Source organism: Pseudomonas sp. UBA5706 (assembly GCF_002419965.1).
Classification (GTDB): Bacteria; Pseudomonadota; Gammaproteobacteria; order Pseudomonadales; family Pseudomonadaceae; genus Aquipseudomonas.
In genome coordinates this window covers 16,128-28,946 of the sequence record NZ_DIHC01000026.1, presented here as the reverse complement: position 1 = coordinate 28,946, position 12,819 = coordinate 16,128, and the positions used below count along the sequence as shown (strand labels likewise).

At 60.4% G+C, this 12,819-nt stretch carries 12 protein-coding genes; 6 read left to right on the top strand and 6 right to left on the bottom strand.

The genetic code is table 11. The annotated features are described in order from the left end of the window. Nucleotides 1-5: 5 nt before the first annotated feature. Nucleotides 6-788 (bottom strand): SDR family NAD(P)-dependent oxidoreductase, encoded by a 783-nt coding sequence (locus B3I26_RS11555; protein ID WP_296257814.1) that lies wholly within the window; start codon nucleotides 786-788, stop codon nucleotides 6-8. A 232-nt stretch (nucleotides 789-1,020) separates the two neighbouring features. Here B3I26_RS11555 and B3I26_RS11550 point away from each other — a divergent pair, with 232 nt between their 5' ends. Next, entirely contained in the window at nucleotides 1,021-1,986 is a 966-nt protein-coding gene (locus B3I26_RS11550; protein WP_296257813.1) for a 2-dehydropantoate 2-reductase, read from the top strand. A 48-nt stretch (nucleotides 1,987-2,034) separates the two neighbouring features. Here the strand turns inward: B3I26_RS11550 and B3I26_RS11545 are convergent, their stop codons facing one another. From B3I26_RS11545 to B3I26_RS11535, 3 genes are all read right to left on the bottom strand, one after another. Beyond that, the gene (locus B3I26_RS11545) at nucleotides 2,035-3,633 is read right to left on the bottom strand and encodes a bifunctional aspartate transaminase/aspartate 4-decarboxylase (protein ID WP_296257812.1); all 1,599 of its coding nucleotides are present in this window, start codon (nucleotides 3,631-3,633) and stop codon (nucleotides 2,035-2,037) included. A 57-nt stretch (nucleotides 3,634-3,690) separates the two neighbouring features. Further along, nucleotides 3,691-5,379, bottom strand: coding sequence for an aspartate-alanine antiporter (gene aspT, locus B3I26_RS11540; RefSeq protein ID WP_133753018.1), 1,689 nt, complete (start codon nucleotides 5,377-5,379; stop codon nucleotides 3,691-3,693). A gap of 85 nt (nucleotides 5,380-5,464) precedes the next feature. Next, complete coding sequence (locus B3I26_RS11535) at nucleotides 5,465-6,886, bottom strand: glutamate decarboxylase (protein WP_296257811.1); 1,422 nt, start codon at nucleotides 6,884-6,886, stop codon at nucleotides 5,465-5,467. A gap of 238 nt (nucleotides 6,887-7,124) precedes the next feature. On the opposite strand from B3I26_RS11535, the gene B3I26_RS11530 reads away from it, so the two are divergent. Both B3I26_RS11530 and B3I26_RS11525 read left to right on the top strand, forming a co-directional pair. Continuing rightward, nucleotides 7,125-8,195 carry an AraC family transcriptional regulator gene (locus tag B3I26_RS11530; RefSeq protein ID WP_296257810.1) on the top strand — a complete coding sequence of 357 codons (1,071 nt, stop codon included), beginning with the start codon at nucleotides 7,125-7,127 and terminating at the stop codon, nucleotides 8,193-8,195. 178 nt (nucleotides 8,196-8,373) lie between these two features. Continuing rightward, nucleotides 8,374-9,078, top strand: coding sequence for a hypothetical protein (locus tag B3I26_RS11525; RefSeq protein ID WP_296257809.1), 705 nt, complete (start codon nucleotides 8,374-8,376; stop codon nucleotides 9,076-9,078). 267 nt (nucleotides 9,079-9,345) lie between these two features. Here the strand turns inward: B3I26_RS11525 and B3I26_RS11515 are convergent, their stop codons facing one another. Further along, the gene (locus tag B3I26_RS11515; protein WP_296257808.1) at nucleotides 9,346-9,954 is read right to left on the bottom strand and encodes a flavin reductase family protein; all 609 of its coding nucleotides are present in this window, start codon (nucleotides 9,952-9,954) and stop codon (nucleotides 9,346-9,348) included. A gap of 52 nt (nucleotides 9,955-10,006) precedes the next feature. Next, nucleotides 10,007-10,297, bottom strand: a complete 291-nt coding sequence (locus B3I26_RS11510; RefSeq protein ID WP_296257807.1) for a hypothetical protein — start codon at nucleotides 10,295-10,297, stop codon at nucleotides 10,007-10,009. Between B3I26_RS11510 and aztA the strand changes: the two genes are divergently transcribed. The 3 genes from aztA to B3I26_RS11495 are packed head-to-tail and all read left to right on the top strand — an operon-like array spanning nucleotide 10,274 to nucleotide 12,801. After that, nucleotides 10,274-11,020, top strand: coding sequence for a zinc ABC transporter ATP-binding protein AztA (gene aztA / locus B3I26_RS11505; protein WP_296257806.1), 747 nt, complete (start codon nucleotides 10,274-10,276; stop codon nucleotides 11,018-11,020). The two genes, B3I26_RS11510 and aztA, sit on opposite strands and share 24 nt — an antisense overlap. Beyond that, complete coding sequence (locus B3I26_RS11500; RefSeq protein WP_296257805.1) at nucleotides 11,017-11,886, top strand: metal ABC transporter permease; 870 nt, start codon at nucleotides 11,017-11,019, stop codon at nucleotides 11,884-11,886. The genes aztA and B3I26_RS11500 overlap by 4 nt, the downstream gene beginning before the upstream one ends. Nucleotides 11,887-11,913: 27 nt before the next feature. After that, the gene (locus tag B3I26_RS11495) at nucleotides 11,914-12,801 is read left to right on the top strand and encodes a metal ABC transporter substrate-binding protein (protein WP_296257804.1); all 888 of its coding nucleotides are present in this window, start codon (nucleotides 11,914-11,916) and stop codon (nucleotides 12,799-12,801) included. The last annotated feature ends 18 nt before the right edge of the window (nucleotides 12,802-12,819 follow it).

Below are 12,819 nucleotides of genomic sequence, written 5' to 3'. Positions count from 1 at the left end.
CGAAATCAGCGAGGCGCGAGCCGAATGGCACCATCGAGGCGAACCGACTCACCGTTCATGTAACTGTTGGTGATCAGGAACGTCGCCAGATCGGCGTACTCTTCAGGCAGGCCGAGTCGATGGGGAAACGGCACCGAGGCCGCCAGTGACTGCTGCACGTTGTCAGGCAGACCCGACATCATCGGCGTGGCGAACAGACCGGGAAGGATGCAATTGATGCGCACTCCGTCGCCTGCCAAGTCGCGAGCAATCGGCAGGGTCATGCCGACCACGCCGGCTTTGGAGGCCGAATAGGCAGATTGCCCCACCTGGCCATCCTGCGCGGCCACGCTGGCTGTGTTGACGATCACGCCGCGTTCGCCGTGATCGAGCGGTTCCAGGCTGAGCATGCCGGCGGCAGCGCGGGACAGGCATCGGAAACTGCCGACCAGGTTGATCTGGATGACCCGGTCGAAGTCGGCACTGGGGAACGCCTTGATCGCTCCACTGGCGCGGTCGCGACTGACTGTCTTGGCGCCCTTGGAGATGCCGGCGCAATTGACCAGAATCCGCTCCTGAGCATGAACCTGGCGCGCCTTGGCGAACCCCGCGTCCACCGACTCATCGGACTGCACATCGACCTGGCAAAATACTCCGTCTACCTCCCGGGCCACCTGTTGCCCACGTTCGGCATTCATGTCGAAGATCGCGACCTTGACCCCGGCGGCGGCCAACCGGCGCACCACCGCTTCGCCCAAGCCCGAGGCGCCCCCCGTGACCACTGCCGCTATGCTCGCATCGAGTTTCATCTGCCTGCCTCCAAACCGTCGCACGGGTAAACATGCGCCGATGATTGATCTCTTGTTTGCAGGCAATTGTCCGCGCTTCTCCAAACGAGGGTCACAACCGAAGGTGCCAGGCCGTGCCATTTCACGACATTAGTGTTCGCCAACGCCTGACGCCGTCTGGTGGTGCACGTGTCGAGCGCTCACTGTGGGGTTCAACCACTGCACACGTTGACGGGATGAGCGAGGTTTTCAGATGCGCATATTGATTGTGGGAGCGGGTGCCATCGGCGGCTACATTGGCGCACGCCTGCTGGATAGCGGACATGACGTGACCTTCCTGGTCCGCCCCGCCCGCGCCGAACAACTGCAATCCCACGGGCTGACCGTGAAAAGCGCGCTGGGGGATGTGCATATTCCATCGCCGCCCTGGGTGCTCAAGACACACATTACGCGGCCTTACGACCTGATCCTGTTGAGCTGCAAGGCTTACGATCTGGAGGCGGCGATGGATGACTTCGCCGGCGCTGTGGGACTTGCAACGATCATCCTGCCCCTGCTGAACGGCATGCGTCATCTGGAGCAGTTGAGGCGGCGCTTCCACCCGCGCAACGTGCTGGGCGGCCAATGCCGGATATCCGTGGACCGCGACGTCTGCGGCGTCATCCTGCACCACAACCCCGTCAGCCATATCGTGTTCGGCGAATTGGACCGGGCGCAGTCAGCGCGGACCCTGGCAATCGTCGATGCGTTGTATTGCGGGCCAGCATTCCAGGCACAGCCCAGCGACCGGATCGTTCAGCAAATGTGGGAGAAATGGGTACTGATTGCCACCGGCGCCGGCATCACCTGCCTGATGCGCGCGGCGCTTGGCGATATCAACGCAGCAGGCGGTGTTCACCTGATCGTGCACCTGCTCGACGAATGTGCAGCGATTGCCGACGAAGCGGGACATCCACTGTCGCACGCCACCCGCCAGACCTACATGGACGTCCTGACGGAGCCGGGTTCGACCCTAGTGGCCTCGGCCCTGCGCGATGTCGAACGAGGTGCACGCACCGAGGCAGATCACATCCTTGGCGATCTGCTTGAACGTCGTGCTTCGGCGCCCCGTGAGGGTATTTCGCTTCTCGCCCTAGGCTTCATGCACCTTAAAACCTACGACGCCCGCGTGAGGCGCGAGGGCGGATACAAGACTGAATCGACGCCTGCGGGCAAGTGATTCAGGGCGCGTTTTCAGCGCCCTGCTTGCCGACAGACATCGAGGGTCTCAGGACTTGTCTTTGGTCTTCTCGTACTGCTGATAGGCGCCGTCAGCAAGCTTGCGCAGTGCCTTGCCGATCGCGGCGTAGTCATACTCGTTGAGGTTGGCCAGGGAAATGCGTCCGCCTGGCTTCTTGGTGCCGAAGCCACTGGCGGGGAGCATCACGATCCCCGTTTCGTCGGCGATGCGGAACAACAAGGTATTGGGATCGACATTGTCGTGAACCCATTGCGCGAAATCCGCGCCGTAGAGCCCTTGGGCAATCTGCTCGAAGTCGAGCAGCGTGTAGTACTCGACCTCGAACTCGTCCACCGGAATCGCGACACCCAGCTCGCGATACAGCGCGTGGTGGCGCTGGCGAATCAGCTTTTTCAGCACCTGCTTGTAACTGTCGGTGCTGTCGATCAGGGCAAATAACGAGAACAACACCATTTGCACTTGCTGAGGCGTCGACAAACCTGCGGTGTGATTGAGCGCCACGGAACGACTGTCAGCCACCAGCCTGTCGATGAACTTGAGTTTCGACGTGTCTGGCACCAGTGTCTGATAGCGCTGGCTGAGCGCTGCAGTTTTGGCTTCGTCGTATCCGGCAATCTGCTGGTCGAGAATATTGTCCTTGTGCAGGGCGATCACACCCAAGCGCCAGCCCGTGCACCCGAAGTACTTGGAGAACGAATACACCAGTGCGGTGTTGCGCGGGCAGGTGGCGAACAGCGAGGTGAAGTTGTCGGCGAAGGTGCCGTACACGTCATCGGTGATGATGAACAGATCCGGGCGTTTTTGCTCCACCAGCGCTGCGATGTAGGCCAGGCTTTTATCGTCGATGCGCACCGAGGGCGGGTTGCTCGGATTGACGACGAAGAACACCTTGATCGCAGGGTCCAGCAGCTTGTCCAGTTCGGACTGTGGGTATTGCCAGGCCAGCTCCGGCGAGGCATCGATATGCACCACTTCCAGCCCGTAGTCCTCCAGCACCGGGATTTCGAAATAAGGCGTGAACGTAGGCATGCCGATAGCGACCTTGTCGCCGGCGCGGATGATCTTGTTTTCCTTCAGGCTGTTGAAGATGTAGGTCATGGCCGCGGTGCCACCCTCGACGGCAAAGATGTCGAAGTCATCGCGCGAGACGCTGCCGCCGATCATTTCCTTGACCAGGTATTCGCGGACCACTTTTTCGCTGATGCTCAGCATGCGCGGCGGCACCGGGTAATTGCAGCCCAGAATGCCCTCGACCATTTCATGCAGAAAGGCCGGACCGTCGAGCCCCAGTTGGTCACGGACATAGCTGGCGATTTTCATCAACAGGTCCACGCCTGGCTGCGAGGCGTTGTCGGCCAGGAATCGATCCAGGCGCGCTTCGATGCCGCGCACCTTCGGCAGCCCGCCAATTCCGTTGCCCAGAAAGGAAAACGACAGTTCGGCTTCGCGGTTGGCAAACAGGCCCAGTTGGCAAAACGCCTGGCGCGGCAAGGTGGCGAGGAAGTTCGGGTTGCCGCGACCGGCATTGAGCATCAGGCGATTTTCCTGGCTGCTCGCGACCTTGATCAGTTCATCCTTGAGTTCAAAGGGGCTCAGGGTCGCGTATTGGCTGTAATCGGTGCTCATGTGAAGTGGCTCCTGTGACGTGAGGCCATCGGCCTCACGCAGTGGGCGAAGGGAGTATCAGGAAAGAATGACGATCAGCACCATGCCCCAGATGGTCAGCAAGGTGTTGCCGACGGCATAGGTCACGGTGTAACCCAAGGCGGGGACGTTGCTTTTGGCGGTCTCGCAAATCATGCCCAACGCCGCGGTCGTGGTCCGCGCGCCGGCACAGCAGCCCAGAATCAGGGCGGGATGGAAGCGGAAGACGTAACGGGCGATGAACATGCCGAGGATCAGCGGCACAGACGTCGCGAAGATGCCCCACATGAACAGGCTGACGCCCAGCGTCTGCAGGCCGTGGACGAATCCGGGGGCCGCATTGATACCGACCACGGCGATGAACACGTTCAGACCGACCGAGTTCATGAACCATACGGTGGGCTCGGGAATCCTGCCGAAGGTCGGGTGAATCGAGCGCAACCAGCCGAACACCAGACCGGCGATCAACGCCCCGCCTGCCGTGGAAAGCGTGATGGGCACCCCATGCACGGTGAACACCGCTGCACCGATCAGCGCACCGATGAAAATGGCCATGCCGATGAAGGCCACGTCGGCCATGTTGCTTTTGCGGTCCGGCTGCCCCAGCTCCTTGGCCGCAGCGCTGGTGTCCGAGGTCAGGCCCGCCAGGGTGATGATGTCACCGCGATGAATGACGGTCTTGGGCAGCACGGGCAGCTCGGCGGCAATCGCGCCACGCTTGATCTGCCGAATGAACACGCCATGGGCCGCAGGCATCATCGATAACTGCTCCAGCGTCTGGCCGTCATAGCGTTTGTTGGTGACGAAAATATCGACCCCTTCTGCGGGCACTGCCAGCAATTCAGGGTCATCGACTTCGGCCTCCGAATGCCCCAGCAGCGCGAGGATGTCAGCGTTCAGTCCGCCAACCGCCAGGATATCGCCCGCCATCAGCGTGGTGCTGGAGGTCAAGGGTTCGATCTTGCCGTCGCGGCGAAGTCGTTCGATGAACACACGTTTGCCGTGGGAGTGAGATTCCGCCTGCTTGAGAGTGAGCCCCACGAAGACGCTGTGCTCCGGCACTTTGTATGCCCGCAGCACATAGCGATGCCACGCCGTTCCCTCGCTGGCGATGTCCTGGTGCCCGCCCATGCTCGTTTCGTAATCCTTGCACGCCTTCACCAGATCGATGCGCAGCAGCTTGGGCCCCAGCAGAGCCAGAATCAGCGCCGAGCCGACCGTCCCGAAGATGTACGTCACGGCATAAGCCACCGGCATCGCATCGAGTTGCTGGCGCGCCTGTTCGGCATCCAGTCCCAAACGATTGATCGCGTCGGTCGCAAGGCCCATGGACGCCGAGATTGTCTGCGAGCCCGCGAACATCCCGGCGGTCGAGCCCAATCCGTATCCGGCAATCCACGTCGCCAGTATCGGTGCGGCCAGACACAGCACGCACATCACCACAGCGAACAGCGCTTGAGGCAGACCGTCCTTGGCGATACCGCGAACGAACTGCGGGCCTACGCCGTAACCGACCGCGAACAGGAACATCAGGAAAAAGGTGCTTTTGACGTTGGGGGAAATGACGATCCCCGCCTGACCGATGAGCAATGAAGCGATCAGGGTTGAGGTCACGGCGCCGAGGCTGAACCCCCTGAACGTCTTGCCACCGAACCAGAATCCCAACCCCAATGACAGAAATATCGCCATCTCCGGGTAGGCACGCAGAGTACTTTGGAGCCAGTTCACGTTGCTTTCCTTACGCTAGGTGCAATAAACGGTATGGCAGCCGAACGCCACCAAAAGGCGCCCGGCACTGCCATCATCGGCAGGGTTAGAGACTTTCAGCGTCAGCGTCAGCGGACGCCACGGCGCCGTGGTTGAAGGTGGGACCCGCCTCCGAGTGAGGTACCGGGTTTTTCTGCAGGAACGCGACGGCTTTGCGCAGGTCATCGAGCAACAGGCCGATCAGGTCGCGGCTGACGCCGTGGCGCACCAGAACCCGTTGCACCACGACATCCTGTCGATCAGAAGGAAGCGGGTAAGAGGCGATTTGCCAACCGCGCATGCGCACGCGCTCGGACAGGTCATAGAGCGTGAAGCCATGCTCGACGCCGTCTTTAAGTTTGTAGCAGACCGCCGGCAGGCCGCCATGGCCGTCATAGACCAATTCCAGTGGGCCGATCTTGGCGATTTCTGTCGCCAGCCATTGCGCGGTGTCCGAACAGGCTTGTTGGATACGGGTATAGCCTTCACGGCCCAGGCGCAGAAAGTTGTAGTACTGGGCGATGATCTCGCCGCCAGGGCGGCTGAAGTTCAGGGCGAAGGTCGCCATGTTGCCGCCCAGATAATCCACGTAAAAGATCAGTTCTTCAGGAAGGTCGTCCTTCGCGCGCCAGATGATCCAGCCCACGCCCAGCGGCGCCAGGCCGTATTTGTGGCCGGAAGCATTGATGGATTTGACCCGTTCGATGCTGAAGTCCCAACTGAGGTCCTGCTGAATGAAGGGTGCGATGAAGCCGCCGCTCGCAGCGTCGACATGAATCGGGATGTCCAGCCCCAATTCGCGCTGCAGGCTGTCCAGCTCACGCGCCAACGCAGCGACGGGCTCATAGATGCCGGTGAAGGTCACGCCGAGGGTGGCGACCACGCCGATGGTGTTTTCATCGCAGAATTCGCGCAGGTCTTCGGGGCGCAAGCCCAGCGCGCCGTCACGCAGGGGCACTTCACGAATTTCCACATCAAAGTAACGGGCGAATTTCTTCCAGCAAATCTGCACCGGGCCGCAGACGAAGTTCGGCTTATCGGTCGGCAGGCCGGCGGCTTCACGGCGCTTCTTCCAGCTCCATTTCAAGGCCAGGCCGCCCAGCATGGCCGCCTCACTGGAGCCGGTGGTGGAACAGCCGACGGTTTGCCAGGACTTCGGCGCATGCCATAGATCGGCAATGATGTGCACGCAGCGGTTTTCGATTTCGGCCGTCTGCGGGTATTCGTCCTTGTCGATCATGTTCTTGTCGAGGGCATCGGCCATCAACTGTTGAACCTCAGGCTCCACCCACGTGGTGCAGAAGGTCGCCAGGTTCTGCCGCGAGTTGCCATCGAGCAACAACTCATCACGCACCAGATTGTAGGCGGCGGACGATGCTGTGGAATGATCAGGCAAGCGGTATTTGGGCAGGCGGCGCTCGGAGGCACCACTTGAGTAGACGTCTTCGATGGCGGGATCACGGGTTTCTACGGTTTGATGCAAAGCCATGACTTAACTCCATGAACAGAAACGGAGCCGGAACAACAGACAGTCGAGATGCCTGAAATCGGCGGCATCCAATCTGACTGACCCACTGCGGCCGGACAATCTCGTCACGCGCCATAGCCTTGGCGTCCGGTGCCAGCGAATCGCGCAAGTGCGAGCAGCACTTTGACGCGAGGACCTGCACGCCTCGATAATCATTCGTCAGGCCGCGCGGCTGCACAGCGACTTTCAAGGAATCTACATGCCTACGGTGATACCTTCCCTTGCACACTTCATGATCGATGCGTTGAGATCCACCGGGCTGGACATCGACCGATTTTGCCAGGCTGTCGGCCTTCAGGTGCATGAGCTTGACGTCGATGAGGCGTGGATCCCACGGGTGAAGCTTTATCGCCTCTATAAGCTGGCCGCTGACCTGTCTCACGACCCTGACATTGGCCTGCGATCCACCACGCAGACCGGGCCCGGCATCTTCGATGTAGTGGGCTATGTGATGATGTCCAGCGACACGTTGCAGACCGCCCTAGAGCGCTTGGTGCACTTTGTGGCGCTGCTGGACACCTCCATCGCCATCTCTCTGCATGCCGAAGGGGATCAGCACCGACTGGGCTGCCACTTTCTCGATGGCAATAAAGTGCCGCGCCAGTACGGCGACGCCAGCGTGGCCATGATGTTCGGTCTGTGCCGGATGCTGGTGGGCCCGTCACTGCAATTGCGCGGCATCGGCCTCATGCACGCGGCCCCACCCGACATCTCGGTGTATGAGCACACATTCCACTGTTCCGCGCAGTTCGGCGAGCACTGCTATTCGATCCTGCTGGACAACGCCGATCTGGCCAGGCCGCTGGCCTCTGCCAATAAACAACTGGCGCCGCTGCACGAACTGGTCGCCGAAATGCACCTCTCCACCCGCCGCTATTTCTCGGTGCCCGGCGAGGTGCGCAAGATGATTCTGGAGTCATTGAGCGAAGGCATTCCGCCCATCGAAGACCTGGCCAAAAAGATGTGCGTGAGCAAACGCACCCTGCAACGGCTGTTGCAGCAGGCAGGCCATCCTTACAAGGAGCTGGTCAACGACATCCGCCGAAGCCAGGCGGAATTTTATCTGGGCAATACACAGTGCACGTTGCAGGAAGCGGCCTACCGGGTCGGTTTTCGCGAGTTGAGCAGCTTTTACCGCGCCTGCCATCAGTGGTTCGGCATGCCCCCTGCCCGATATCGCTTAAAACTCCAGGGCAGCGCCAGCACGCCGGCTGAAGTCACCTCCTCCGCACGCCTGGCTGAAGATTGCTCAATCACTGCGGGCGAATGACTCCAGGTCAAACATCGTCTGGCCACCCTCGCGGCGATGTGCCACCCGCTTGTAGCCCGATTATCCGGGTTTGCGCTTGCCCCCGTGACAATCGCTGCGCGGTCCAATAGATTACCCTCCCCTCGAAACGCGGCGAGCCTTTCGCGTTTCAACCCGTTAACGAAGTAATGGATGTTCAATGTCTGATTCCCATACCGACACAGCCGTGCCTGCCTTGTCTGCCAAGCAGGCTTATGAAGACGCGATCAATCTTTCACAGCATGTGCCGCAGGCGAAGACCATCAGCGAAATGGTCCTCGATGCCTTCCAGAGCGCCAAGGAAAGCGATCAGATTCGTGAACTGCGCATTGCCATTCGCCAGGCCCATGACCGCTTCGACGATGACCAGGCGTACGAGTTGATGGGGCAGCTCAAGCAGTTAAAAGACGCCGAAGCCGCTGATCTGGCTGCGCTGGAAGACCTGAGCACGAAATTCCCGATCAGCCGTATTCTGTCCAGCTACAAGGACGATCCGAGTTTCCAGGAGCTGGTCTACAGCCTGGCATTGAAGGTGTTGAACCAGACGCATCAGGCCGTCAGCAACCCGGGCGGCGGTAAGAGCAAGGCGGTGCGGGCCAAAAAGGAAGCGGAAATCTTCATCATCAGCAAGGACGGCGCCAGCGTCACCCTGCCGCTGCGCACCCCGCGCTCCAAAGCCAGCCTCGACCGCGAAGCCTTCGAGTTTCTTGGCTTCGCGTTCGTAGGTGAAGGGGATGAGGCGCAGCTGCAAAGCGAAGTGTTCGTCGATAAAGACGGCAATGAACAGCCTGCCACGCGCAAGCATATCGTTGCGGCGATTCAGCAGCAGAGTGCGTTTGACGGGTATGTAGCAGTTCAGCAGTAAGGCCCCTGGCCAGTCGTAAACTGAGAGTTATCCACAATGGCTCTCAGCTTTTTTTTGCAACCTCGCAGGCGTCCCCCCCGCTCGCGCCTTCCAACCGCAATAACCGTGACCACCACGCGCTGATCCTCGACTCGTATACCAGCCGATACGCCGCGCTTCGTCATTTGATTTTGTAGCGATCCGGCATGCCATGCAGAGCATCTGCTGCAACTGTGGGTAACTCTTCGACCAGCGCCTATAGGGGGCAGGCAGTGATCCAATGAGTAATCAACCCCCAGCCCGCTCCAACACCTTGCCATCGACCCCATCGCCAATTACCAGAAAATGCCCGCCCGCGACATGGTGCAGCGTGCGCAGCTCATCAAAGCCCTGGAAGTGCCAGTGGCCGTCGGAGAACACGCGCTCGTCGGCCCAGGCTGCCACCACCTCGCCGATGAACAGGTCATAGTGATTCTGATTGTGCGGCTCGGGCAGCAGGCGGCATTCCAGCCACGCCGCGCAGCCCTCTAGCAAAGGCGCCTTGACCACTTCACCGTCGAAGGTTTGCAGGCCATAGGCCGTGAACTTGTCCACATCCTTTTCCTTGGAAATCTCCAGCCCCGAGGTTGAGCCGACCGTTTCGACGATATCGATCTGGCTGACGGTCGGCACATTGATCACGAAAGTCCCGGAGGCTTCCAGCAATTGACGCGTCCAGACGGATTTGTCGAGCACCACCGTGACCTTCGGCGGTTGGAAATCCATCGGCATTGCCCACGCTGCCGCCATGATGTTGCGCTGACTGTTGTGGGAAGCGCTGACCAGAACGGTAGGACCATGGTTGAGCAGGCGGTAGCATTTGGCGAGAGGCACCGAACGGCGATGTGTGGCGGACATGTCGAAAAACCCTGAACAAGAACAGACGTGGTCAGGGAAACTACAGGGTTTGTCATTGCAGGAAAACGCCGCTGTGATCAGCGTAGGCAAACTGTCGCAATCCTGAGCCGGCAAAAAATAGCCCTTTCCTCATGCCCAAAAAAGGTGATGTAATACTATAACAAAACATTTCAGGCATTAACTCCGTGAAACCCGCTCCCTCACTTCCCCGGAATATCGCAAGCTCCGCGCTCGCCCAGTCTGCAGGCAAGCGGATACTGGTTTCATTGGTTTTGCTCGCGCTGTTGTGGGTTGGCATCGCGTGGGCGGTGGCGATTCCATGAGCGCGGCGATCGATCTGCATGACCTGACAATGACCTATGAACGGCGTCCCGCCGTGCATCACGTCAGCGGGCGCTTTGCCGCGGGCAGTCTGACGGCCATCGTCGGGCCCAATGGCGCGGGCAAGTCGACGCTGATCAAAGCCATCGCTGGCACCTTGAAGCCTGCGGCCGGACGTGTAGATCGCGGCAGTCTTGCGACGCGACACATTGGCTATCTGCCCCAGGCGGCAGAGATCGACCGCAGCTTTCCGCTGAGCGTGGCCGACACGGTGATAATGGGCGCCTGGCGCAGCATCGGAGCGTTTCGCGGAGTTACGCGCAAGCATGCCGAAAAGGCGCAAGAAGCCTTGCTGGCGGTCGGGCTGGAAGGCTTCGAGCAACGCAGCATCAACTCGCTGTCCTCCGGGCAGTTTCAACGGGTGCTGTTCGCCCGCCTGTTGCTGCAGGACGCGTCGGTGATTCTGCTGGACGAGCCTTTCACCGCCATCGATGCCCGCACCACCCGCGACCTCCTTAAGCTGATCAGCAACTGGCACGGTCAGGGCCGCACCGTGATCGCCGTTTTGCATGACATCGAACAGGTGCGCCAGCATTTCCCCAGCACCTTGTTGCTGGCCCGGGAAACCATTGCCTGGGGCAACACCGCCGACATCCTTCACGCTGACAACCTGCGCCGCGCCAAGAACATGGCCGAGCACTGGAGCCCGGATGCGCAACCGTGCGATGAGGAGTCCACGCTGTGACGCTATACACCTTATTGATCCAGCCCTTCGTTGACTTCGGCTTCATGCGCCGCGCACTGGTGGCCTGCCTCGCGTTGGGCATCGGCTCAGGCCCCGTCGGCGTGCTGTTGATGTTGCGCCGCATGAGTCTGGTGGGTGACGCCATGAGCCATGCCGTTTTGCCGGGCGCGGCGGTGGGATTCCTGTTTGCCGGTTTGTCACTGCCGGCGATGGGCTTCGGCGGCTTGATTGCTGGCCTGGCCGTGGCGCTTTTGTCGGGGCTGGTGAGCCGGTTTACTACGTTGCGGGAGGACGCCAGCTTCGCCAGTTTTTACCTGACGTCACTGGCGGCAGGCGTGCTGATCGTCTCGCTGCACGGCTCCAACGTCGATCTGCTGCACGTGCTGTTCGGCACGATCCTGGCCATCGACGATCAGGCGATTTTCATGGTGGGCGCTATCGCGTCCTTCACCGTGGTGCTGCTGGCGCTGATCTATCGCCCGCTGATTCTGGAATGCTTCGACCCTGGATTCCTGCGCGCGGTTGGCGGGCGCGGCTCGCTGTATCACGTGCTGTTTCTGCTGCTGGTAGTGCTGAACCTGGTGGCCGGGTTTCAGGCGCTGGGCACACTGATGGCGGTGGGCATGATGATGTTGCCCGCCACCGTCGCACGATTCTGGTCGAGTTCTCTGACCGGGATGATCGTGACTTCTACAGCAGTGGCAACGCTGTCGGGTTTCATTGGGCTGATCGTTTCCTACCACGCCAGCGTCGCTTCGGGCCCGGCCATCGTCCTGACCGCGAGCGCGTTCTACCTGTTTTCACTCTGCTTCGGACGCAGCGGTTTCCTGCGCCGTTTGTATCCGATGGCACACCTGTCCGGCTGATCGTTCTCTCACCTCAAGGAAAACACCATGAAACGTCTGACGCTTCTGACCGCCGCACTGGCGTTGTCGGGCCTGGCCAACCTCGCCCAGGCAAAAACCCTGGAAACCGTGGGATCGTTTACCGTCATCGCCGACATGGTGCATAACGTCGGCGGCGATCACGTGCATGTCACTTCGCTGATCGGCCCCAATGGCGATCCCCATGTGTACGAGCCGACGCCCAACGACGCGCAGGCCCTGAAAAAAGCGGATGTGGTGTTCGTCAGCGGTCTGCACCTTGAGGGCTGGCTCGACCGGCTGATCAGCGCATCGGGTTACAAGGGCGAGCCGGTGGTGTTGTCCAACGGCATCATGACCCGCAGCATGGAAGAGGACGGCCAGAAGATTACCGACCCACATGCCTGGAACAGCGCGGTAAACGGCATTGTGTATGTCACAAACATCATCAAGGCGTTGCAGAAAGCCGATCCGACCAACGCTGCCGACTACAAGGCCAATGGTGAGAAATACATCGCCCAACTACAGGACATGGACGCCTACGCTCGCGAGCAGATCAACGCCATTGCGGTCGCACAACGCAAGGTGCTGACATCCCACGATGCCTTCGGCTATTTCGGCGATGCGTATGGCGTAACCTTCCTGTCGCCGCTGGGCTTTTCCACCGAGACAGAAGCGTCAGCTGCCGATGTTGGCAAGCTGATCACCCAGATCAAGCAGGAACACGTCAGCGCCTATTTCTTCGAGAACTCCAGCGACCCGCGCCTGGTACAGCAAATCGCCGAGGCGAGCGGCGCACATCCGGGTGGCGAGTTGTATGTGGAATCGCTGTCGCCTGCCAACGGTCCAGCGGCGACCTACGTGAAGATGTTTCGCTACAACGTGGACAAGATGGCCGCAGCGATGAAGGGCAAATAAACGCTCCGGCATCGAGCG

What these genes read in the sequence shown, in the direction of transcription:
- B3I26_RS11555 (WP_296257814.1), bottom strand. Translation starts at nt 788, where the DNA reads ATGAAACTCGATGCGAGCATAGCGGCAGTGGTCACGGGGGGCGCCTCG.
- B3I26_RS11550 (WP_296257813.1), top strand. Translation starts at nt 1,021, where the DNA reads ATGCGCATATTGATTGTGGGAGCGGGTGCCATCGGCGGCTACATTGGC.
- B3I26_RS11545 (WP_296257812.1), bottom strand. Translation starts at nt 3,633, where the DNA reads ATGAGCACCGATTACAGCCAATACGCGACCCTGAGCCCCTTTGAACTC.
- B3I26_RS11535 (WP_296257811.1), bottom strand. Translation starts at nt 6,886, where the DNA reads ATGGCTTTGCATCAAACCGTAGAAACCCGTGATCCCGCCATCGAAGAC.
- B3I26_RS11530 (WP_296257810.1), top strand. Translation starts at nt 7,125, where the DNA reads ATGCCTACGGTGATACCTTCCCTTGCACACTTCATGATCGATGCGTTG.
- B3I26_RS11525 (WP_296257809.1), top strand. Translation starts at nt 8,374, where the DNA reads ATGTCTGATTCCCATACCGACACAGCCGTGCCTGCCTTGTCTGCCAAG.
- B3I26_RS11515 (WP_296257808.1), bottom strand. Translation starts at nt 9,954, where the DNA reads ATGTCCGCCACACATCGCCGTTCGGTGCCTCTCGCCAAATGCTACCGC.
- aztA (WP_296257806.1), top strand. Translation starts at nt 10,274, where the DNA reads ATGAGCGCGGCGATCGATCTGCATGACCTGACAATGACCTATGAACGG.
- B3I26_RS11510 (WP_296257807.1), bottom strand. Translation starts at nt 10,297, where the DNA reads ATGCAGATCGATCGCCGCGCTCATGGAATCGCCACCGCCCACGCGATG.
- B3I26_RS11495 (WP_296257804.1), top strand. Translation starts at nt 11,914, where the DNA reads ATGAAACGTCTGACGCTTCTGACCGCCGCACTGGCGTTGTCGGGCCTG.